We start from the raw sequence: 23792 nt of genomic DNA, 5'->3' as shown, positions 1-23792 counted from the left end.
GTCGTAGTTCTGTGCGATAACCGTAGAACTTCTCTATAGATCGTCTAAGTAATCACGTCGTTGTTCCATCCGTTCTCGTTCAGTTCTACGGTCATAGTGCGTATCGATGACCTCCTGACTTACATTAGCTCGATCGCTCACGACTTTATCTGGCATATCGCTGTTTAGACTGTGTGTAATGCTCCCACGACGAATCGCGTGCGGACTGACCGATGACGGGCATTTTGAGAGGTGATCGCGATCAGTAGCTTCACATTCGTCAGGATCACGATCATGCGGACATTCCCCATCGTATCGGCAGGGCTGCGTCCAGCGGTAGACGTATGCTCTGAGCGTCGTCTTGCACGGTCGCCCCTGAGCAGTCGTCAACAGTGGACTTCGGTCGTTATCGTCAGTCATGTTGCGACGCTGATTATCAATCCAGTCGTCGAGCAGTTTGCAGAGGTCGTTGGAGAGGGCAACCAGCCGTTCGCCATCGCCTTGATTCTTGATTGGTGTCCCGGCTTCGGGACGGTGGCGAACTTCGACATACTGCTCGCTGGGATGATAGTCTTTCAGGTCGAGAGCGTGGACCGCCCCAACACGCATCATCGTATGCCACATGAGCGCGATCGTGACGTGCTCGATAGACGCGTAGTGGTACTTCTCAAGGTGGGCCAGAACTTTAGCGGCGCGATCAGTATCGAGCATCACGTCGCGAGAGTTCTGCTCGGGTGTGATGTCCGGTGAAAGGACCTTCTGGCTGAGATCCTGCTCAACGCCATCAACAGTTTCGAGCCACCGGATGAACACTCGTAGCGTATCCATCTGGGTTTTCTCCGAGACCGGCGAGAGGTCGCCCTCATCTCGCCTCCAGACGCGGTAGCGCTGGAGCTGCCGTCCGCTGAGATTGTTGAGGTTCTCGATGTCCTGGTGGTCGCACCAGCGGACGAAGTGGCCGAGTCGGTACTCGTGAGCTTCAAGCGATGCTTCGGCGAGTTCGTTGTCCTTGTCCGCGAGGTAGAGTTCCAACGCGGTGTCGGGTTCGATTGGTTCCAGACTCATGGTTCGTGGTGGCGATCCAGAACCTATCAGGAACCTTTTACAGGATGCGCCTCATACGGTGGAAACCGTGAGAGGTCGATGCTTTCGTCGGTCGAAAGCAAGCCTGCAGCGCCCATGTTTCTATCGCGAACAAACTCGTGAGCGACAGAAACGGGACCGCGAAGGATTTGAAGGAGACAGCGGCGAGCGAAGTGAGCCGCTGGCGTAGTTCAAATCCTGCAACCTTCTCCAGAAATAATAACCATTCCCGAGCCAAGAACAGTAGCCGCGCCAGCAACTCTCGTCTCGGAATTCGGCCCTACGTCACGACGTGCGGACTCTATACTCATTATGCGACGGGTTTGACAGCTCCACGAGTACGCATCGCAGTTAATTCCACTGCGCAAAATACTATCTTCTAACTGAAATATTTAGATCACCCACTGGTAGCAGGAAACCGTGTGGAGAATCTCTCAGTGCAGGGTCCCTCCATAGAGGGTTTCGCTGAGCGCGGATTCACTCTCGAGAAACTATCTGAAACGTTTGACATATGGTGACATGAAAACACGCTCGTTACACGGTTCAAATGGTGGGCCGTGTCTGCACTAGAAGCGCTCGTTGTTCTCGTGGAAGTACCTTGTGTGGATGGTTTCCGTTAGAGGAAGCAGCTATGCGCGTTGTAGAGGGGATAGAGATTTCAGCGACGATTCTTCGGTCGTAGGTGGTTAGTTAGACTGACCAGCGGTTGGTCAGTTCCTTCGCAAGGTTCTCAGTACGGTCTTTGATTTTCTCGCTCGTCCACTCGTCGTAATCACTCAGCTCTTCGGTAATCTTGATGTCAGACTTTCTGTACGTTCTCCGTTTCTTTTCGAAGGACGATTCATCCAGTCGTCCGTGGTCGGTCGGTGAGAGGAGCGTGAGGTTCCCGAGCCTGTTCTTGTAGTCCTCAAACTCGCTTTTCTCGATATCGAGGTCGTGCTGCCAAGTCGTGTAATCCGAACTCTCGAAGGTTCGACGCGGTGCAACGTGTTCGATGTGGAGGTCGTCGAAGTCGATACGCCACGGGCCACGACGCTCTTCTTCAATGCTGGAGAGGATAAGTGCAGTTCGGAAGCCCCATTGACCGCGAATGGTCATGTCGTTTGCCTTTAGATATTCGATAATTTCGGAATCCTCGGGCGTTCTATCGTTGATTGAGTCGACAAGCGTGCTTCGGATATCATCACTCCCACGGACTGCCTTCGCAGTTCTGTAAATGGTCTTGCGCTTGTCCTCGGAGCGACGGCCCGCTAATTCCGATCGCATGCCGATGATAGAGGCGAGTCTGAAGTACTCTTTCAGGAGCTTTTCGTTATCCGTGTTGTTCAGGATAGCGAGCGTGAGCACTTCCGCATGAGTAGAGATAGAGTTAAAGTACTGGAGGTGGCGTTTCGCATCGTTCGGAAAATCTCCACCGTTAACATCGTAGCCTGAGCTACTCAGTTTCAGGTATTCATCGGTCTGCCCGTCGAACCACTTGACGAATTCGTGGACATCATCATGGTTCTGCAAGGTCTCGTCGAAGTTGCGATACAGAGCGGATTTGTCTATCTGTGTCGGCGTGGCCGTATCCGAATTCACCAGAATCTGTGACATCGGTCGGCGAACACGGAATTCATCGCGGAATCTCGGACTGCCCAGTTCGCTTTCAAGCTGCTGATATATTTTCTTCCAGCGCCCTTTCACCTCGCGCTGTTTCGCGATGTCATCGAACTTCTCTGCTTCGCCGAAGATACGTGCTTTCGCGAGAATCTGAGGTTCGACGTCCTTCCCTCGCTCGTTCTGGGACTGGAAGACCATGTAGGCGAGACTCGTGTCCTCAGACGTGGTCTCGACCACTCGCATCTTGTTTACCAAGTTTGTCTTGAGTTCCTCGACCTCATCCTCGTCGCAGCTTATCAGTTTCCGCGAGAAGAAATTGTACGCGTCGCCGATAGTGCCATCAACATCATCTGTCTCCCCTTGCCAGAGTGCTTCGAATCGAGCGTCCTGGTCGTCGTTGTAGAGATGCAGTTTCCGCTCCGCACCCCCTGTGGGATACGTATTCAGAATGTCCTCGATGATTTTATCATCGGCGTTGCCCATATCCTGGCGGTCTCGAATCGCCATCATTAGAGTGGATATGGTTACCATCCGCTGCTGGCCGTCAACGATACTGAAGCGCTTCGTATCCTCGTCCTCTTCAAGTAGGATGATGATGTTCCCGAGGTAGTGCATGTTGACCCTGTCGCCAACCCGCTTCAGGTCTGACCATAAGTCCTCGAAGTGTTTCTGCTCCCACTCATACCCTCGCTGGTACTCAGGAACTTCGAATTTCGACCCCGACTTCCCGTAAAGGTCCCGTATCCGTTTAAACCGAGCTTCCATAGCTCTCACTGGTCACCCTATTATGATAATGGTTATGACTGTCATGTAGTACAAGCTGTTGCTCTACAGTAGTATTTTGAGGTAATATCGCTAATAGAATTGTAGAAGCAAGGGACTCGCTGACGCCCTCAACTCGAAGACGAGAGAGTAAAGAGACGGCATGTGATCAGTGTTCAGTTGATATGGCCACTCTAGAGGAGATCACTCTGAGCTAGAACGTGTCGAAGGAGTCGATCACGTCGCTCGTCGAGTACCTCTCGACCAGATTCTGTTCGTCGAAATCGGAATCATCACTCCAGATGGCCGCATCGTTGGCGATCGCACACGCGAGATAGAGCACATCGTCGGGGTCGGTGTCGCCGATCACAGCGTCCGCGTTCTCGATAGCCGGATAGAAGTCGTCGACAGGAACAACCTCGATGTACTGAAACAGGAGGTCGATGAACTGTGCCACTCGATCCGGTTTCATCCCGAATTCTTCCACGATCACGTCTTCGTAGTTCTCGACGTCGTCGTGGACGAACGCGGGCGTCAAAAGATCCGATTCAAGTGTAACGATGAGTTCCCGCGTTTTCGAATCAGCGATGAGCGCGGAGATGACGACGTTAGCGTCGATGACCAGCTTCATTCGTCGAGCCTACTTCGATTCTTCTTCGGCGCGCTTGCGTCCACGTTCGTTTATCTTGTCGGCGATTTCCTGAACGTCGTGCTCGGTGAGTTCGCTCTCGCTAGTGAGTTCGTCCATCATTTCGAGCGCCTCGATCTTCTCCTGAATGGCCTGTCGTGTGACCTCACTCCAGTTGATCTCCGGGTGGTTTTCCATTCGCTCTTTGAGGTCGTCGTCCACGTTGACCGTGATACTGGGCATACAGAAATCTATGTAGACACAGAATACTGTGTCTTCCGGTAGATTTCAGCTCCTCGATTCGGGACACCATACTCCTGAGAGGTCAAATCGTTCGATGGATGACCGAGAGGCTGCAACACCCATCATTTTGCGACGGTCTCCAAACGTTGACGGAACGAGGTGAAAAATCGCTGCGCGATAACAGACAATCTAAATTCTACTTGCGCGACCCGGAGCCCGTTCCATTCGACTCCGGAAACCGGGTATCGACACCGCGACACCGTTCGAAACGATACAAAGATACCCCCTGATCGAGACTCGAGAAGACCTGCAGTCGCCGTCGGACGCGACGCCGACGGTGCAAACGCGGGCCACGGACCTTTACTCTCCAGTCAGATACCCGGCAGTGATGGTCCGAACCGACGCCGACAGAAATCGCTGGTTGATCGCGCTCTCGGCGATCGCGATCCACCTATCGATCGGATCGATTTACGCGTACAGTGTGTATCAGAACCCGTTACGCGACGAGTTGGGCTGGGCGATCTCGGACGTGTCCCTCGCGTTCACCGTCGCGATCGTCTTCCTCGCGCTCTCGGCGGCGTTCCTCGGGGGGTTCGTCGAGAACCGCGGACCGCGGATCTCGGGACTGATCGCCGCCGGGACCTTCGGGCTCGGTATCATCGGCGCCGGCCTCAGCGTCCAGCTCGAGACGTACGCCGGCTTCGTCCTCACGTTCGGCGTGATCAGCGGGATCGGCATCGGGATCGGCTACATCACCCCGATCTCGACGCTCGTCCAGTGGTTCCCCGACCGCCGGGGGATGGCCACCGGGATGGCCGTCATGGGCTTCGGCGCCGGCGCGCTCGTGACCGGCCCGGTCGCGAACTACATCATCGAGACCGTGAGCATTCCGGTCACGTTCTACGCGCTCGGGGTCGGCTACTTCCTCCTGATGGTCGCCGGCGCGAGCTACCTGAAGAAGCCGCCGACCGACTGGGTCCCGGAGGGAATCGACGAGAGCGAGATCGACACCGCGGACAATGCGAAAGGCGTCTCCATCAACACCGACCTCGCGGAACTCACCGGCAGCGAGGCGCTGCGGACGCCGCGGTTTTACCTCGTCTGGCTGATCATGTTCATCAACGTCTCGGCCGGGATCATGCTGTTGTCCGTCGCGTCGCCGATGACTCAGGCGATCACCAACGTCGACGCGGCGACCGCGGCGTCGGTCGTCGGACTCATCGGCGTCTTCAACGGCGGGGGTCGAATCTTCTGGGCGACCGCCTCCGACTACATCGGGCGGACGACCACGTACGGGGCGTTCTTCGGCCTCCAGATCGTCGCGTTCGTCCTGATGCCCCAGATCAGTCACCTCTGGCTGTTCTCGGGACTGATGTTCCTCATCATCACCGCCTACGGCGGCGGGTTCGCTTGCCTGCCGGCGTACCTGGGCGACCTGTTCGGGACGAAAGAACTCAGCGCCATCCACGGCTACACCCTGACGGCGTGGGGGGCCGCCGGCGTCGCCGGTCCGATGCTCGTCTCGGAGATCGTCGAGCGGACGAACAGCTACCGGATGGCGTTCTACATCATCACCGGAGCGTTGGTCGTCGGACTGGCTGCCGTGGCCGTCCTCTACTTCCGGATCGAGTCCGTTCGCGACGCCCGCGGCGGTCCGAGTCGCCGGCCGTCCGAGCAGGCGACCGACTGATCGGCGACGGGTCCCGCGACGGGACCGGCACGCGGCGGGCTCGCCGCCGTGATCGCGCCGCGTTACCGGTGCCGTGCGAAAGCCTATCCGTCGCGCCGGCGAACCGTGACGCATGTTCGGTGATCCCACACCGTCCGAAGAACCCCAGTCACGACCGGAAAGCGGTCGACGCGTTCGGCCGGCGTTCCTGACGCTCCTCGCGATCGCGATCGCGGCCGCGGGACTCATTCTCTGGCGTCGTCGCACCGCGGCGCCGAAGCTAGAACCGCCGTTCTGATCGCCGACGGGTCCGCCGGAACCCGGCGTTCGTGGCCCGAGCTATCGCGGCGGCTCTTCGTCCGAACCGCCCGCCGGCGCCCGTCAGACGCCCGACACGCCGGCGAACCGTTCCATACCCTTTCAGGCCGTGCCTTTTCGGGCCGGGGTGCCGTCCGAAGGCGTAATGGCTGAACGGAGCGATCCGACCGACGAAGAGACGGTGATCCGGGTCGCCGGCGGTTCGCGGAGCCGACGGCGCAAGCGCCGCGCCCTCGAGGAGATCCGCTCGGCGGCCGCCGACACGCCCGTCGCCGAGACGGGGCCGACAGGCATCAGGGCGCTCGAGCCGCTGGTGCTGTTCACCCGCGAGGACCGAACGGCGTTCTACCCGGGCTCGGTCACGGGCCGACTCGAGTCGCTGGTGGAGACGTTCGAGCGCGGGGAGCTCCCGACCGACGACGCGATCGCGGTCGTCGAGCACGAGCCGACGCCGTCGTCGCTCCCGACGCCCGAGGACGGACCGCTCGCGGTCGGTCGACGTCGCGTCCTCGGCCGGTGTGGCTGGGCCGAACCCGCGTCGATCCCCGGCGAATCGGCGGCTGAACTGGCCGGCGACGAGCCCGAGACGGCCCTGTCGCGAGTCCGCGACATCGGGGTGCTCGGCCGCGGACGCGGCGATTGGTGCGCCGACGACCCCGTCACCGAGGAGTGGGGGATCGCCTACGAGGCCGCCGCGGGGGACGCGGACGAGGGTCGCGACCCGGTCGTCGTGGTCAACGCCAACGAGAGTGACGACCGCAACGGAACCGACCGGCTCCTCCTCGAGTCGGCGCCGGGCGAGGTCCTCGACGGGGCGCTGGCGGTCGCCGAACTGGTCGGTGCCGACGACGTCGTCGTCTACTGCAACGAGAACGACGACCGGGGCCGCGAGCGGATCCACGAGGCCGCACGGAACGCCGAGGAGACCCTCGACGAGCGCCTCGATCGCGAGGTGCGTCCGGAGGTCGTCGTCGGCCCGGACCGCTACATCGCCGGCGAGCCGACGATGGCACTCGAGGCCATGGAGGGCAACGACCGCCTCGAGGCGCGGCTTCGACCGCCATCGCCCGCGGAACACGGGCTGTACGGACGGCCGACCGTCGTTCACACGCCGCGGACGATGGCGCAGGTCCGCCGCGCGTTGCTCGCCCCCGACGAGTTCGACGCCGACGACGCGGATCCCGGCACCCGACTGTTCACGGTGACGGGCGACGTCGACGCGGCGGCGACCGTGGAACTGCCGACCGGCGGGAGTCTCGCCGACGTCCGCGAGACCGTCGACCTCGAGGGGCGGTTCAAGATGGCCTGCGTCGGCGGCCAGTTCGGCGGCTTCACCCCCGATCTCTCCCACTCGCCGTCGGCGCCCGCCCTCGAGGGTGCGGGACTCGGGACGGAGGGCGTCGTCGAACTGCTCGACGAGGACACCTGCGTCCTCGCGACGGCCGGGCGGCGAGCGAACTTCGCGATGGAGTCGAACTGCGGGCGTTGCGTCTCCTGCCGCGAGGGAAGTCAGCAACTCACGAACATGCTTCGAGAGATCTACGACGGACGGTTTCGAGACGCGAAGATCCGCGAACTGACCCGCGTGATGGGCAAGACCAGCATCTGCCACTTCGGCCGCACGGCGATCCGACCGGCCGTCACGGGGATGCGCGAGTTCGAGCGGGAAGTGGCCGCCCACGCGGAGGGGCGCTGTCCCAGCGGCGAGTGCGAGGCCGCGCTGACCCAGACCGCCGGCCACCGCGGGGGGGAACGATGAGCAGCGAGGGCAGCGACGAGGTAGCGAGTCACGTCGACGACGTGGAGGCCGAACGGCGGCCGACCGCGGTCGAGCGACTCCCCTCGGTGCCGAACGTGACCGATCCGCGGCCGAGCACGCCCCTTACGGAACAGTTCGAGACCGGGACCGCCAACGATCCGGACGTCCGTTCCGGAGACGGCGAGGACGGAATGACTCGGCTCACGGTCGACGGGACGCTCGTTTCGGTACCGCCCGGCTCGACGATCATCGACGCGATCGAGTCCGTCGAACCGGCCGACGAGATCGCCGCGCTCTGCTACTACGACCGCGACACCGAACAGGCCGACGCGATCGGGCCGCGCGGTGAGTGTCGGACCTGCACCGTCCACACGGACGAACACGGACTCGTGACGTCCTGCTCGCACCCCGTCGAGGAGGGGATGACGGTCCGGACCGACGAGGACGACGCGGCCGAAGCGCGCGAGGTCAACCTGGACCTCCAGCTCTCCGACCACAACCTCCGCTGTACGACCTGCGGTCAGAACGGCCGCTGCGAACTCCAGGACACCTCCATCGAGCAGGGCGTCGAGGAGCCCCGCTGGGGCGTCTTCGAGGATCGCGACCAGTACGATCCGCTCGACGACACCTCGTCGGCCATCCAGATCGATCGCAACAAGTGCATCCTCTGTAACCGCTGCGTCGAGGCCTGCAACGACGTGCAGGTCGAGGGCGTCCTCCGCATGGAGGGCAACGGGCAGGACACCCGCATCGCCTTCCAGAACGGCGAGGACACCTTCGACGAGTCCACCTGCGTCTCCTGTGGCCACTGCGCGACCGTCTGCCCGACCGGCGCCCTGGTCGAGCAGGGGCTGACCGACGCCGCGACGATCCCTCTCCCTGGCTTCACCCAGGAGAACTCGATCGGCAAAGTCCTCGAGAGCCCCAAGGCCGAGACGGCCGATCAGACGGAGGCGCCGAACCGGGACCTCCCCTACGATGTGGACGGGCGAGGTGAGCCGGAGGAGGACCTATCGGGCGTCGCCCGCTTCATGTCGATCGCGAAGGCCCGCGCCGGCGACGCGAGGCGCCACGCGAGCGAGTCTCTACAGCGGACCGGCGACCGCGCGCTCGAGGAGTTCGAACACGTCGCCGAGGGGATCGCCAGCGAGGCGATGCCGGCCGGCCGGCTGTTCGACGTCGCGACGACCATCGGCGACGCGCGCCTCTCGCGGGTCGACAAAGCGGAGACGACCTGCAACTACTGCGCCGTGGGCTGTCGGTTCGAACTCTACGGGAAGGACGGCGAGGTGCTCGGCGTCCGACCCGCCGAGCCCGACTCGGCGCCGGCCAACGACTTCTCGACGTGCGTCAAGGGGAAGTTCGGCTACGACTACGTCGACGCCGACGACCGCCTCGAGAAACCGCTGATCCGGAAGGAGGACGCGCCGGACGGCCCGGTCGGCCGCGACGGATTCCGCGAGGCCACGTGGAAAGAAGCCCTCGAGCGCGTTTACGAGGGCCTCTCCGAAATCAAGGAGGAGCACGGCAGCGAGTCCCTCTCGGTCATCTCCTCGTCGAAGACGACCAACGAGGAGAACTTCCTCTGCCAGAAGTTCGCCCGGCAGGTCCTGGGGACGCCCCACGTCGACAACTGCGCGCGGCTCTGTCACTCCTCGACCGTCGCCGCGCTGCAGCAGACGGTCGGCTACGGCGCGATGACCAACCGGATCAACGAGGACATCGCGGAGACCGACTGCTATCTCATCACCGGTTCGAACACGACCGAGTCCCACCCCGTCCTCGCGACGCGGATCAAGCAGAACGTCCGGGAGGGCGCCGACCTCATCGTCATCGACCCCCGCGAGATGGGGCTGGCCGAGCACGCCGACCAGTACATCCGGACGACGCCCGGCGAGGACGTGGCCTGGATGAACGGGATGATGCGGTACATCATCGAGAACGACCTCCACGACGAGGCGTTCATCGAGGAGCGGACGAAGCACTTCGACGAGTTGAAGGAGAAGGTCGAGCCGTTCACGCCCGAGCAGGTCGAGGAGCTGACGGCCGTCCCCGCCGAGGAACTGAAGGAGGCCGCGGAGACGATCGCCACCGCGGACACCTGCATCTTCGGCTGGGCGATGGGGTTGACCCAGCACAACACCGGGACGCGCAACGTGATGTCGATCGCCAACCTCGCGCTGCTGACGGGCAACCTCGGCAAGCCCCGGGCCGGTCTCTCGGCGTTCCGCGGCCAGAACAACGTCCAGGGCGGCGGGGGCGACATGGGACCGGCGCCGCACACGCTCCCGGGATACCAGGACCTCGCCGACGAGGAGGTCCTGGACAAGTTCGGCGACGCGTGGGGGGAGCGTCCGCCCAACGAGATCGGGCTCCGGCTCCCGGAGATGTTCCACGCGATCAACGACGGGGAGCTCCGGGGCATGTTCATCATGGGCGAGAATCCGGTCCTCTCGGAACCGGACGTCGACAACGCCGAGGAGGGGCTCGAGAACATCGACTTCCTCGCCGTCCAGGACATCTTCCTGACGGAATCGGCCGAGTACGCCGACGTCGTCCTCCCGGCAGCCTCCGCCGCCGAGAAGTCGGGCACGTTCACGAACACTGAACGGCGCATTCAGCGCGTCCGTCCCGCGGTCGACTCGCCCGGAAAAGCGAAACCGGACCAGGAGATCCTCATCCAACTCGCCCGCCGGTTCGGCTACGACTGGGACTACGACGAGCCGGCCGACGTGATGGACGAGATCAACGACCTCGTTCCCATCTACGGCGGCGTCACCTACGAGCGCCTCGAGGAACAGACCAAGGGCATCCAGTGGCCCTGCTTCGACGAGGACCACCCCGGCACCCCCTACCTCTACGAGGACGAGTTCAACTTCGAGGACGGGAAGGCTCGCTTCGTCCCCGCCGACTACGCCCAGCCGCCGGACATGCCGGACGAGGAGTATCCGCTGACGCTCTCTTCGGGTCGAGTACTGTACCACTGGCACACCGGCACGATGACTCGCCGGGTCGGGACGCTGATGAACCACGTCCCCGAGAGCTTCGTGACGATCCATCCCGAGATGGCCGACCAATTAGGCGTCGAGGACGCGGAGTACGTCCGCGTCGAGTCGCGACAGGGAGAAATCGTCGTGAAGGCCACCGTCGAGGACACCTCCGATCCCGGCGTCGTCTTCATCCCGATGCACTTCCCGCAGGGGGCGATCAACAAGCTCACCCAGCACGAACTCGACCCGACGTCGTTCATCCCGCAGTACAAGGTGACGAGCGTTCGCATCTCGCCGCTCGAGGCCGATCCCGAGGAGGTGAGCGCGGACGTTCACCCGACGCCGGGGCAGCTCGAGGGCCAGGGCGGCGACCCCGAGGACGTCGGCGGACGGCAGGCCGACGACTGAGCGGGGCGGTCGACGGGCTGGCCGCTGAGGGGGTGGAGCGGGCAGTCGTCGGGCTGTTCGCTGAGCGGCGGTCGGCTGCGACGAACGGCGGAAAATCAGTGACCGGCGGACGATCCGCGGGTACTCGAACTCGATGCCGTCGCGGCGCCGTCGACCGTCTCAGTCCGACGGCGGGGCCGCCGCCGAACCGGCGTCTCCCGACGGGGAGACCCGACGGAAGTCCCCGTCACCGCAGGTGCACTCTTCCGAGACACCGATCGGTCTGATCGTGCCGTCCGGTTTCTGTTTGGAGACGAACACCGATTCACAGGAACGACACACTGCGACGATCCTCGTCTCGGATTCTGACCTGCTCATCGAGAAGAAAAACAGCACGAACAGGTATCACAATTGTTCCAAGGTGTTTTGGCCCGCTCGCGACGCGCCGACGGTGACGGCGAATCGACCGGCCTCGAGCAACGCTCTCGAGGCCGATACCGTCGGTCACCGACCGGAACCTGAATTCTCAGGGTGCGGCCCTCGCGCTCTGGACGGTCGAATCGCTCACGGGTCGTCAGAACGCGTTCGGCGAAAATTCATCGTCGCTCGCGGGTCCGGATCAGGCGTCGGACTGGGTCTCGATGATGACGATTGCTTCACCGTCGATCACCGTTTCTCCGTCGGCCGTTTCGACCGTCGTGTGCAGTCGGTAGCGGGTGTCGCCGAGCAGTTCGACGATTTCGCAGGTGGCGGTGACCGTCTCGCCGATCTCGACGGGGGCCTGGAACTCGAGGTCCTGCGAGAGGTACACCGTCAGGCCGGGGAAGCGAGCCAGCGCGGCGCTGATCGTCCCGGCGACGAGCGTTCCGTGAGCGATCCGCCCGCCGAACTGCGTCTCGTCGGCGAACTCCTCGACGAGGTGGAGGCGGTTCGTATCGCCGGAGACCTGTGCGAACGCGGAGACGTCGGTGTCTTCGATCGGTTTCGTGAACCGGACGTAGTCGCCGACCGCGAGGTCCTCGCAGCTATCGGTCGATCGCTCCATGAACCACGTCTCGTCGCCGAAGGCGACCTCGGCGACCGGCGCGTCGGCGGTTTCCGGCTGCCGGCCCGGGGTGACCGGCTCTTCGGTGGATTCCGACGGCTCACCGTTCGGTTCCGACGACCGGGACGGCGAGAACCCCATCGCCGCCAGGAGGGCGTTGTTCGCTTCCACGTAGCTGTTGACGACGTGTTTCGAGACGCTCGACCACTGGTTACTCGAGGCGCTCGACCACTGGTTATTCGGTGCTACCGCGGTATCGCTGGCGTCGGACTCCGGACAGTTACTGCTCATGAGTACTCGAGTTCGTCGGGTCGCGGCCGATAACCGAATCGGACCGACCTACGTCATCCGTTCGCGCTCGCACCCCTTTGTGTCATCGCCAAAATGCGTTGGGTGAGACGGCCCGACTATCATCGCCCGCAGAACGTCGAGAGAGCGATTCGTTCGAGAAGATAGGGGCTCTGCTCGAGGGTACGTGTCACTCTGGGACACGCTAGGCTGCGCGACAGCCCTCGAGGAACGTCTCGCTCGCGACGTTGAACGCGTTCGGCCGGTCGAGGTTGACCAGATGGCCCGATTCCGAGAGCTCGAGTCGGTCGCCGTCGGCGACTTCCGAGACGAGTTGTCGGCCCTGTCGTTTGACCAGCGGCGCCTCCTGCTCGCCGTGGACGACGAGCGTCGGCGTCCGGACGTGCGAGAGGTCCGAGGGATCGTACCGGTAGAGCGCACCGAACACCTTGCGGAACTCGTCGCGTTCGATCTCGTCGACGGCGTCCATCGCCCGGGCCTGAACCTCCGGCTTTACCGTCAACCACCGCTCGCCGGTCGTCGCCCGGATCGAACACAGCATCGATCGGAACGTCGTCTTCGAACCGGTCAGCGACAGCGACGTCGTCAGGGCCGGTAGCGGCGAAAGGAAGGGTTTCATCCCCGCCGGCAGCTCCATCGGGGGCATCGAGCGCACCGCACCGCCGAGAATCGCTCCCGCGGCGCGGTCGGGGTGGCGGTCCATGTACTCCTGGACGACCATCGAGCCCAGCGAGAGCCCACAGAGGATCGGGTCCTCGAGGCCGAGGTGCGCGAGCAGCGCCTCGAGGTCGTCGGTGAAGAGTTCGATCGAGTACTGATTCGGCTCGGTCGCGCCGGTCTGGCCGTGGCCGCGGACGTCGAGCGTGACGACCTCGTAGTCGTCGGCGAAGCGGTCGACCTGGGGCCGCCAGGACTGTCCGTTCATCCAGCCGCCGTGGATGAACACCAGCGGGTGGCCGTCGCCTCGCGTCTCGTACCAGAGGGTTCCGTCCTCGAGGGATAGTTCTGCCATTGACAGGTAGTGGGGTCGGCACGGGTAAAGATGGTCGGGTTGCAGGGCGGGCGAATCGCGGTCTTGCGGTTCTCGAACCGAGGACTGGACCTGTTTTCGAACGGAGCCCAGACGGACGAGCGTGCTGCTACCGCTGGCAACTGTGATTTCCACGTCCTCCCCAACCGATTCGCTCACTCCTTTCAGTCGTTCGCTCATCCACCGGAAGACGCTCGCGTCTTCCGAGCCGTTCGCTCGTTGCACTCGCGAAGACCTCGCGCAATGGTGGCGGCCCCTCGCAATGCTCGGAGCCGCCACCAGCGCGCGCCACCGCACGTGTTCGGTCGTCCTCACTGGCCCCGATCGGTGCCGACCCACCGGTCCCAGAAGCTATCGAACTCGGACTCGTCTTCGGTGATCCGGTCCCAGTGGGCCAGTCCGCGCTCCTCGCGGCTGCCCGGGATCGTGTTGTCCAGTACTAGCGCCGCGAGGCCGCCGACGGCCATCCCCGTCGAACCGATGATATAGACGGTGTCGACGACGGCCTGTGCCGCGGCCTCGAGCCAGACCGGGAACGAGGCGAGGGCGGCCTCGAGCCCGATCGCCTCGCGGAACGCGATCGTGCTCTCGAAGTTCCCCATGTAAGCCGGAATGGCCAGCCCGACGAACAGCGCGAAGCCGACGACGAAGGTGTTCCTCGAGGAGTCCAGATCGACGTGGCGGAGGTTCGAGACGCCGACGGCGACGATCTGGGCGAACATGGCGATGAACAGTCCGCCGACGATCGGGTCCGGAATGGTCGCGACCAGTTGGCCGAAGGGACCGAGGAAGCCGACCACGAGCATGACGACGGCGCCGAGCTGGACGACGTACCGCGAGGCGACGCCGGTCAGCCCGATCGCGCCGATGTTCTCCGAGTAGGAGGTCGAACCGCCGGTGCCCATGATCCCGGAGAAGACGTTCATCAGCCCCTCCATCCCGATGCCGTGGTTGATCCGCTTCTCGCTGGGCGCCGCGGAGCCGGTCAGGTTCGCCACGGCGTAGTAGTCGCCGATGCTCTCGACGATCGAGGCGAGCACGCCGGCGAACATCCCGACGACGAACGCGATAGTGAGTTGGGGCGTCCCCCACTGGAACGGATAGATCGGCAGCAGGAACTGCGTATCGGTGATCTGCCCCAGCGCCACGTGGCCCGGGTGGGAACTGCCGATGACGCCGGTCGTCGAGAGCGCCGCGGCGACGACCCACGCGATCACGAGCGCGAGGATAACGGGATAGAGCCGGAACGCTCGAGCTTTGACGTCGAGGTACTGCGAGAACAGCAGGATCAGGCCGAGCGTCAGCCCGAGCAGGGGCCAGCTCTGGTTCGCGGCGGTGATCTGGGGCGCGTTGAACAGCGCCAGCCCGATCAGCGCGATGGTCGGCGCGATGACGACCGGCGAGAGGAAGCGCCGGAGTTTGCCGACGAGGCCGAGATACCCCATCAGTACCTGTACCGTCGCCGCGACGATGATCGCGCCCTGTAACTGGAGCAGGGCGGCCTCCCACCCGCCCCCGCCGACGCCGCCGGACGTGACGACGGCGATGATCGCCAGCGCCGGCGCGAGCATCGAGAACGGCGCCCCCTGCACGATGGGGTAGCGGTTCCCGAAGGTCGTCTGGGCCAGCGTCGCGATCCCCGAGACGACGAAGAAGGTCCCGATGAACCGGGCGGTCACGTCGGGCGGCATTCCCATCGCACCCGCCAGAATCAGCGGGACCGCGATGTTCGCCCCGACCATCGTCAGGTAGTGCTGGACGCCGAGAACGAACGATTCGGCCGCCGGTGGTCGGTCGTCGATACCGTACTCGATCTCGTCGCTGACGGTGACGTCCCGCTCGAGTCCGCCATCACTGCACCCGTCAGCGACGTGGTCCCCCTGTTCGGTCATCTCGTCGGATAACGAGCGAGGGGGATCATATTGATACTGATCCACCGCCGCCGATTCCCTCGAGACGGCGCGAAAATAACCCCGAGATGACGTGCGCCAGCCGCGACGGTCTCATCGCGACCGAGTCCGAGAAGAACGGACGAACGTCTCAGGAGAGGACGTTCCAGACGTGCCCGCACGCTCCGCATTCGACGGTTGGCTTCAGATCGGACGCGAGCGTCTCCCGTCCGGTCTCAGTGCCGGCGCCGGTCAAACACGACGGACACCGCACGTCTCTCACACGGCTCATTGCCGTCCGATTTGGACCGGGAGTATCTGTCGTCATCTCCACCGTAGTTCGGTTCCCTCGACGTCACCGCTCGTCCGACGCGGCGCGATCGGCCGCCGCGCGGACCGTCTCGGGCGACAGGGCCTCGAGGGCGACCACCTCGCCCCCCGTCTCGCCGGCGACCAGTTCCGAGAGGCCGGCCCGGGAGTCGTCGCCGGCATCGACGACGACCACGGTCGCGTCGTCGGCCGCGAGCCCCCGCGCGGCTTGCCGGGTCGCCTCGGTCGGGCTCCCGTCGGCGACGTTCGCCCGACCGTCGGTCACCAGAACGACGACCGCGGCGTCCGTCTCGGCGCGCTCGAGGACCCGCCGGGAGGTCTCGAGGCCCGCTGGCAGGGGCGTGCGGTCGCCAGAGGGCAGTTCCTTGAGGTGGCGCGCGGCCAGCGAGACGCTGTCGGTCGGCGGCAGGAGGACCTCGGCGTCCGCGCCGGCGAAGGCGACGAAGGCCACCTGATCGCGCTGTTCGTAGCTATCGCGCAGGAGATCCAGCACGACGCCCTTGGCGGTCCGCATCGCGGGTCGCATCGAGGCGCTGGCGTCGACGGCGAAGACGATCGTCACCGACGTCTCGCCGCTTCGCACCGACTGCCGGAGGTCCCGCTTCTGTACGCGTGAGTCGCCGCGTGCGGCGGCGGAGCGAACCGACGCCGCCGCGTCGATCGAGCCGTCGCCGGAGGCGGGTTCCGTTCTGACTCGAGCGCCGCGGTTGTCCGTACTAGGGGCCGTGCTCGCTCGAGCGCCACCGGACGCCGTCGCTGTGCGGTTCTCGACGTCGGGCGTCTCGAGGTCCGGCGCCGTCGCCTCGCCCACTTCCGCGACCTCGGCGCGCTGCTGGCCCGGAACGAGCGGGTTGGCTTCCTCGTCTTCCTCGCCGCCGGTCGAGTCGTCGCCCTCGTCCGGTCCGCGTTCGGGACCGGACTCATCCGAGCCGGGATTGGCGTCGGGATCGCCCCCGCTGCTCGAGTCGTCCGGTCTGCCATCGCCGTCCTCGCTGCCACGGTCGTCATCGTTACCGCCGCCGGACTCGTTTCCCGCATCGTCCTCCCGACGCTCCGTCTCCGCCTCGTCACCGTCGCCGTCGGCGTCTTCACCGGTCTCATCGTCCCCGTCCCCCTCCTCCGGCGATTCCTCGTCGAACCGGTCCTCGAGCAGGTCCTCGAGGTCGGGTTCGTCCTCGAACGGCGTGCTCCGGAGCCGGTGGGGCAGGGTGTAGCTGGCGGCCTCGTGGACGTCCGATTCGATAACCGTGGTTCGGCCCTCGAGCGCCGCGAGGGTCATCGCGGTTCGTGCGGTGGCCACGTCGCCGCGGTGGCCGTCGACGCCGGCCTCGAGGCAGAGTTCGGCGATATTAGCTTTGAACTCGGCGGGGAGGGTGACCTGGGAGAGTCGTTCGCGAGCCGCCGCCAGTTCGTCCCGGAGCGAGGCCGTCTCGTCGGCGTACTCGGTCCACGGGTCGGAACCGTCGGGACCGCCGCCACCGGACTCGAGCGCCCGATCGATGATCTCCACGCGCTGGTCGATCTCCCGACAGCCCTCGACGGTCGCCTGCAGGGCGAAGCGGTCCCGGAGTTGGGGCCGGAGATCGCCCTCCTCGGGGTTCATCGTCCCGATCAGGGTGAACTCTGCGGGGTGGGAGACGCTAATCCCGTCGCGCTCGACGGTGTTGACGCCGCTGGCGGCCGCGTCGAGGATGACGTCGACGAGGTGGTCGTCCAGCAGGTTGACCTCGTCGACGTAGAGGATGCCCCGGTGGGCGCGGGCGAGCAGGCCGGGATCGAAATCCGCGTCCCCCGCGAGGGCGTCCTCGACCGAGAGGGTGCCGACGACTCGATCGCGGGTCGCCCCCAGCGGGAGGGTGACGAGGGGGACGGGGCGGCTCTCGACGGGCAGTTCCTCGCGGTCGCGCTCGCGGCAGTCCTCGCACTGCAGGCTCGAGTCGTCGGGCGCACAGCCGTACGGACAGTCGGCGACGGCTCGCTGTTCGGGCAGAAGGTCCACGAGCGCCCGGACGGCGGTCGACTTGGCGGTCCCCTTCTCGCCGACGATCAGCGCGCCGTCGAGGCCGTCGTTGGCCGCGACGGCCAGCAAGACGCGCTTCAACTCCGCCTGTCCGACGATGGCCGGAAAGGGGAGTGACGACAGCTTTTTGTCTTCGGACTCTGCAACCATACTTGCGCTAATACAACAGAGGTTTAAAAACGCGATGACTACGATCGGGATCTATACCGCCACGGAGAACGAACTCGGCTCGATCGGCCGGGCAGCCGACCGTCTCGAGGGGATCGACCTCGTCGTTCGCTCGGAGAGCGATCTGGACGGGGAGGCCGATATCGAGGAGTTCGTCGAGGAATTGCACGACGCCGCGGCGGCCGTCTTCTGGCTGCACGGGGCCGAGGACAGCATGCCGGGCTACGAGTACGCGACGGGCGCGCTCGAGGACGCGGGCGTCCCGCTGATCGTCAAGGCGACCGGCGACGCCTTCGCGTTCGAGGACACGACCGTCGCGGAGGGCCATCGCGACCTCGCCTACGAGTTTCTGGAGAAGGGGGGCACGATCAACGTCGCCAACCTGTGCCGATTTCTGGCCGCGGAGTACGAGGGCCGCGATATCGAATACGATGACCCCACCGAACTGCCGACGGAGGGCGTCTACCACCCGGACCATCCGGGGATCGAGTACGAAGAACTGCTCGAGACTCACGACCCCGACCTGCCGACGGTCGCGATCTGGTTCTACGAATCCCACTGGACCCACGAGAACACCCGCTACGTCGACGCGCAGGTCCGTGCGCTCGAGGAACGGGGTGCTAACGCCCTCCCGATCTTCTGTAACCCCGCGACGGACACCGACGAGCAGGAAGACGCCGAGTGGGTGACGGACAACTGGCTCATCGCCGACGATGGACGGCCCGTCGTCGACGCCGTGCTCTCCTCTTTTATGTTCTCCCTCTCGATGGACGAGCGCGGCCGCAGCGCCGACGACGAGGGCAGTTCCGCGGAAGACGTCTTCCTCGACCGCCTCGGCGTGCCGGTCCTCCAGACGGTCACCACGATGCGCTCTCGATCCCGGTACGAGTCCAGCGACACGGGCGTGATGGGCTTCGAACTCGCCCTCTCCGTCGCCCTGCCGGAGTTCGACGGCAACGTCATCACGCATCCGATCTCGGGTAAGGAACGCACCGACGACGAGGCCGGCATCGGCTCCGCGCCGAAACACCACTTCCCGATCGAGGACCGCATCGACCACGCGACCCGCCTCGCGGTCAACTGGGCCGAACTGCGTCACACACCCAACGAGGAGAAACAGATCGCCGTCGTCCTGCACAACTACCCGCCGAGCGACGACGGGATCGGCACCGCGTTCGGCCTCGACAGTCCCGAATCGACCGTCAATCTGCTCGAGGAACTCGAGGCCCGCAACTACGATTTAGGCGATGATATGCCCGATAGCGGACAGTCCCTCGTGGAGAAACTGACCGCCCAGCTCACGCTCGAGGACCGCTGGGTCGCCCCCGAGGACGTCCGCGACCTCTCCGTCGACGTCGTCTCTCCCGACACCTACGAGGAGTGGTTCTCGGAGGTCGACGAGCGCTTCCAAGAGAATATTATCGACGAATGGGGCGACGTGCCGGACCGTCCGTTCGCGATTCCGGGCGTCGAGTTCGGCAACGTGCTCGTGACGGTCCAACCACCCCGCGGATTCGGGATGGACCCCTCGAAAGTCTACCACGACTCCGATCTCCAGCCGCCACACGACTACTACGCGTTCTACGGCTGGCTACGGAATACGTTCGAGACCGACGCCGTGGTGCATCTGGGGACCCACGGCAGCCTCGAGTGGCTCCCAGGCAAAACCGTCGGCCTCAACGGCGAGAGCGCGCCCGACCAGTTGATCGACGATATCCCGAACGTCTACCCGTACATCGTCAATAATCCGGGGGAAGGAACGCAGGCGAAGCGGCGTTCGTACGCGGCCATCGTCGACTATCTCACGCCAGTGATGCGGAACGCCGGGACGTACGACGAACTGTCGGAGCTCGAGGAACTCGCGAATCAGTATCGCGAGGCTGGGATGGAGGACGCCCGCGCCGATGACGGCGAACACCTCGAGGCCCTCATCCGCGAGAAAGTCGAGGAACTGGATCTCGCCGTGGAACTCGGCATTTCGGGGACGATCGACGAGAAGGCAGACGTTCGCGGTCCGGACGAGGCCGGCTCGAGCCTCGCGGAAGGCGAGGTCGATGGCGACGACCTCGCAATCGACGAACTCGTCGAACGCGTCCACGAGTACCTCACCGACGTCAAGACCACCCAGATCCGGCTGGGACTGCACACGATGTCCGAGCCGCCAGCCGACGAACGCCTCGTAGAGTACCTCGTCGCGCTGACCCGGCTCGAGAACCCCGGCGCGCCGAGCCTGCGCGAGAGCGTGGCGGGTGCGCTGGGCGTCGACTACGAGAAGATGCTGAATGCGCCCGGCGAATACGATGACGATCTCGGAATGACCTACGCTGAGGCCGCCGACGTCGTCTACGAGACGAGCGTCGATTTGATCGAGACGCTCGCCGAGCACGACTTCGACGTGCCGGAATCGGAGCGGGAAGCCGGTCCCGACGACGAGGTGAACATGAACCTGCTCGTGGTCGACCTCGAGACGATCGGCGACGCGCGAGCCAAATCGCGGGCCCACGACGACCTACGCGAGGTGCTGGCCTACATCTGCGAGGAGGCCCAGCCCCGCGTGCAGGGGGCCGAAGACGAGATTCCGCGCACCGCGGACGCGCTCTCGGGCGAGTACGTGCCGCCGGGCGGGTCGGGCGCGCCGACCCGCGGCGGCGTCGACCTGCTGCCGACGGCCCGAAACTTCTACACGCTCGACCCGCGGAAGGTCCCGGTCAAGGCAGCTTGGCAGGTCGGTAGCGAAGTGGCTGGGGGCGTCCTCGAGCGCCACCATAGCGAAAACGGGGAGTACCCCGAGGAGGTCGGCGTCGTCGCGTGGGGGACACCCACCGTCCGTACCCGCGGCGAAACGATCGCACAGGTGCTGGCCATGATGGGCGTCGAACCGCAGTGGACCGACGCCGGTCGGATCGACGACGTCGAGCCGATTCCGCTCGACGAGTTGGATCGCCCGCGCGTCGACGTGACGACGCGCGTCTCCGGCCTGTTCCGCGACGCCTTCCCCGCAGCAGCGGGGGTCATCCACGACGCCGTGGACGCGGTCGTCGACCTCGACGAACCCCCCGAGATGAACTACGTGAAGAAGCACGTCGAGGAAGAGCAGGCGGAACTCGAGGCGGACGAAGGCCTCGACGAGTCCGACGCCCGCAAGGCCGCGAAGCATCGCGTCTTCACCACCAAGCCCGGCGGCTACGGCGCCGGGACGAACAAGGCCGTCGACGAGGGCAACTGGGACGACCGCTCCGATCTCGCGAGCGTCTACGTCCAGTGGGGCGGCTACGCGATGGGCTCGAGAGGGCGCGTCTCGGACGCCCACGACGCCTTCGAACGGCGCCTCTCGAGCGTCGACGCGACGGTGAAGATCGAAGACACGATGGAACAGGACGAGTTCGACTCCTCGGACTGGTACGCCTTCCACGGCGGCTTCATCTCCGCCGTGTCCGAGATCTCGGGCGAGGAACCGGCCTCCTACGTCGGGGACTCCTCGGATCCCGACAACGTCGACGTCTACACGAACGAGGAGAAGGTCCGCAAGGCCATGCGCTCCCGGGTTTTGAACCCCGACTGGCTCGAGTCCATGGAGGACCACGGCTACAAGGGTGCGGGCGATCTCTCGACGACCGTCGACGTAACCCTTGGATGGGACGCCACGACGGGCGTCGTGAGCGACACGCTCTGGGAGGAGGTCGCGGAGAAGTTCGCCTTCGACGCGGATCGCCAGGACTGGATGCGAGACGTCAACCCGTGGGCGCTCGAGTCCATCACGGACACGCTGCTCGAGGCGATCGAGCGCGACCTGTGGGACGCAGATGACGAAACGGTCGATCGCCTGCGCGATCTGAACCTCGAGGTCGAGGGTGACCTCGAGGCGCGGACGACCAACGAGGCCGTGGGGGTGACCAACGATGACTGAACAAGAGTTTGAGAACGAGTACGCTGATCTGGGTGCAACGACGCAGAACGCGATGGACATCGCGGAGACGAGCATGGACATCGTCCGGCAGTTCGTGCCGGACGAGACTCTTGGAGACCGCATCCGACAAAAGGCGGTCCATTCAATGGGCGACATTGAATTCCAGCACTTGATCGAGTTCACCGGGAGCGACGACGAGGACGCGCCCGTCCGGGCCGGCGCTCGAGCGGTCCTCGACGAGGCCACGATCGTTACTGACATTACCATGTCCAAAGCTGGAATCACCGGCCGCGGACACAACTGCGAGAAGCGCAAGGCGATCGGTAACGGCGCCGAACTGGCCGAGGAGACCGGGATGACCCGTACCGCCGCCTCGGTGCTCGAACTCGACAAGCGGGGCGTCTACGACGGCGCGATCGCCACGATCGGCAACGCGCCGACGGCCGCCTTCGCGCTGGCCGACTGCATCGAGAACGGCACCCGACCCGCCGCCATCGTCGCGACGCCCGTCGGCTTCGTCAAGGCCGAGGAGAGCCGCCAGCGGATCCGCGAGGTCAGCGACGAATACGACGTTCCAGCCATTACGAACGTCGGCCGCCGCGGCGGCAGCGGGCTGGCGGCGGCGCTGACGAACGAACTGATCCACGTCGCGAAGGACGTGCGAACCGACGAAATCGACCTCGACCTCGACGCCGAAACGCGGGGCGCGGACGGCCGGAACCGATGAGTGGCGAGTACGACCTCGATTCGGGACCGGACCCGGCGACGTTCGCCGCGGGAGCGGCGGAACCCGATATCGACGAGCGGGCAGACGATCCGGTCTACGCCGTTGGCGTCGGGCCCGGAAACCAGGAGTATCTTACCCCCCGCGGCGAGCGCGCGATCCGCGAGGCCGACGTCGTCGTCGGCTTCACGACCGTCGTCGAGTTCGTCGAGGACCTGACCGACGCCGACCTGCTGACCTGTGGCTACAAGGACGAGGCCGAGGCGCTCGAGGCGTTCGGCGAGCGCGTCGCCGCCGGCGAGTCCGGGACTGCCGTCGCGATGGGCGACCCCAACCACTCGGGCTACCAGTTCGTCGGAAAGGTCCAGGACGCCGTCGAGCAAAGCTCGACGAGCCCTGACTCACAAGCTCGTCAGGATGCGGTCGAGCGGGCGGATTCCGATACGCCGGTTCGCGTGATCCCTGGCATCTCCTCGCTCCAGCTGGCCGCCAGCCGGGCCCGGACGCCGATGGAGGACACCGAGTTCGTCACGCTGCACAAGAGCGGCGACCTCGAGGCCGACATGGACCGCCTCGCGACTGCAGCGACGGTCGACGAGCGACACCTGCTCGTGCTCCCCCGCCCCTACGATCGGATGCCCGGCGACATCGCCGCGTTCCTGCTCGAGGAAGGGGCCGACCCGGACCTCGAGGCGCTGGTCCTCGAGAAGTTGACCCACGACGAGGAGGAGATCCATCGGTTCACGCTGGCGGAACTGTCCGAGCACGCCGGCGGCAGCGGACGAGAGGACACGCCGTTCTCGGATCTGGTCGTCCTCGCGGTGAGACAGCCGGTATAGTCGCTCTCCGTTCCGCTCCAAGGATCCATCCGCCGTGCGGTGGCGCGCGCTGGGACGCGGTGAGTGGTGAACGAACCGCGTCCCAAAGCCGTGCGAGGGATGAGTGAATGA

At 64.8% G+C, this 23792-nt stretch carries 14 protein-coding genes; 6 read left to right on the top strand and 8 right to left on the bottom strand.

What is annotated here, in order from left to right:
- Positions 1–33: 33 nt before the first annotated feature.
- From J0X25_RS31045 to J0X25_RS31030, 4 genes are all read right to left on the bottom strand, one after another.
- Positions 34–1044 (bottom strand): tyrosine-type recombinase/integrase, encoded by a 1011-nt coding sequence (locus tag J0X25_RS31045; RefSeq protein WP_207287778.1) that lies wholly within the window; start codon positions 1042–1044, stop codon positions 34–36.
- 708 nt (positions 1045–1752) lie between these two features.
- Positions 1753–3429 carry a DUF262 domain-containing protein gene (locus J0X25_RS31040; RefSeq protein ID WP_207287777.1) on the bottom strand — a complete coding sequence of 559 codons (1677 nt, stop codon included), beginning with the start codon at positions 3427–3429 and terminating at the stop codon, positions 1753–1755.
- A 211-nt stretch (positions 3430–3640) separates the two neighbouring features.
- Complete coding sequence (locus J0X25_RS31035) at positions 3641–4057, bottom strand: PIN domain-containing protein (protein WP_207287776.1); 417 nt, start codon at positions 4055–4057, stop codon at positions 3641–3643.
- A 9-nt stretch (positions 4058–4066) separates the two neighbouring features.
- Entirely contained in the window at positions 4067–4297 is a 231-nt protein-coding gene (locus J0X25_RS31030; protein ID WP_207287775.1) for a hypothetical protein, read from the bottom strand.
- Positions 4298–4685: 388 nt separating this feature from the next.
- Here J0X25_RS31030 and J0X25_RS31025 point away from each other — a divergent pair, with 388 nt between their 5' ends.
- The 3 genes from J0X25_RS31025 to fdhF all read left to right on the top strand — a co-directional run bounded on the left by J0X25_RS31025 (position 4686) and on the right by fdhF (position 11441).
- On the top strand, positions 4686–5987 hold the full coding sequence (locus J0X25_RS31025; protein WP_207287774.1) for an L-lactate MFS transporter: 1302 nt from the start codon (positions 4686–4688) through the stop codon (positions 5985–5987).
- Between the two features lie 442 nt (positions 5988–6429).
- Positions 6430–8043: an NADH-ubiquinone oxidoreductase-F iron-sulfur binding region domain-containing protein gene (locus J0X25_RS31020; protein WP_207287773.1), complete on the top strand. Its 1614-nt coding sequence runs from the start codon at positions 6430–6432 to the stop codon at positions 8041–8043.
- Positions 8040–11441 (top strand): formate dehydrogenase subunit alpha, encoded by a 3402-nt coding sequence (fdhF, locus tag J0X25_RS31015; protein ID WP_207287772.1) that lies wholly within the window; start codon positions 8040–8042, stop codon positions 11439–11441. Before J0X25_RS31020 ends, fdhF begins: the two co-directional genes overlap by 4 nt.
- Before the next feature lie 598 nt (positions 11442–12039).
- On the opposite strand, the gene J0X25_RS31010 is transcribed toward fdhF, so the two are convergent.
- The 4 genes from J0X25_RS31010 to J0X25_RS30995 form a co-directional block, all read right to left on the bottom strand.
- Positions 12040–12756 (bottom strand): MaoC family dehydratase, encoded by a 717-nt coding sequence (locus tag J0X25_RS31010; RefSeq protein WP_207287771.1) that lies wholly within the window; start codon positions 12754–12756, stop codon positions 12040–12042.
- 202 nt (positions 12757–12958) lie between these two features.
- On the bottom strand, positions 12959–13786 hold the full coding sequence (locus J0X25_RS31005) for an alpha/beta fold hydrolase (RefSeq protein ID WP_207287770.1): 828 nt from the start codon (positions 13784–13786) through the stop codon (positions 12959–12961).
- A gap of 329 nt (positions 13787–14115) precedes the next feature.
- Positions 14116–15696, bottom strand: coding sequence for a uracil-xanthine permease family protein (locus tag J0X25_RS31000; protein WP_207287769.1), 1581 nt, complete (start codon positions 15694–15696; stop codon positions 14116–14118).
- 352 nt (positions 15697–16048) lie between these two features.
- Complete coding sequence (locus tag J0X25_RS30995; RefSeq protein ID WP_207287768.1) at positions 16049–18193, bottom strand: VWA domain-containing protein; 2145 nt, start codon at positions 18191–18193, stop codon at positions 16049–16051.
- A 34-nt stretch (positions 18194–18227) separates the two neighbouring features.
- Here J0X25_RS30995 and cobN point away from each other — a divergent pair, with 34 nt between their 5' ends.
- The 3 genes from cobN to J0X25_RS30980 are packed head-to-tail and all read left to right on the top strand — an operon-like array spanning position 18228 to position 23681.
- Entirely contained in the window at positions 18228–22118 is a 3891-nt protein-coding gene (gene cobN, locus J0X25_RS30990) for a cobaltochelatase subunit CobN (RefSeq protein ID WP_207287767.1), read from the top strand.
- Entirely contained in the window at positions 22111–22845 is a 735-nt protein-coding gene (locus J0X25_RS30985; RefSeq protein ID WP_207287766.1) for a precorrin-8X methylmutase, read from the top strand. Before cobN ends, J0X25_RS30985 begins: the two co-directional genes overlap by 8 nt.
- Positions 22842–23681, top strand: a complete 840-nt coding sequence (locus tag J0X25_RS30980) for a cobalt-precorrin-7 (C(5))-methyltransferase (protein WP_207287765.1) — start codon at positions 22842–22844, stop codon at positions 23679–23681. The genes J0X25_RS30985 and J0X25_RS30980 overlap by 4 nt, the downstream gene beginning before the upstream one ends.
- The last annotated feature ends 111 nt before the right edge of the window (positions 23682–23792 follow it).

The sequence above is a fragment of the Haloterrigena alkaliphila genome (assembly GCF_017352155.2).
Taxonomy (GTDB): Archaea; Halobacteriota; Halobacteria; order Halobacteriales; family Natrialbaceae; genus Haloterrigena; species Haloterrigena alkaliphila.
This window is presented reverse-complemented; position numbering and strand designations above follow the sequence as displayed.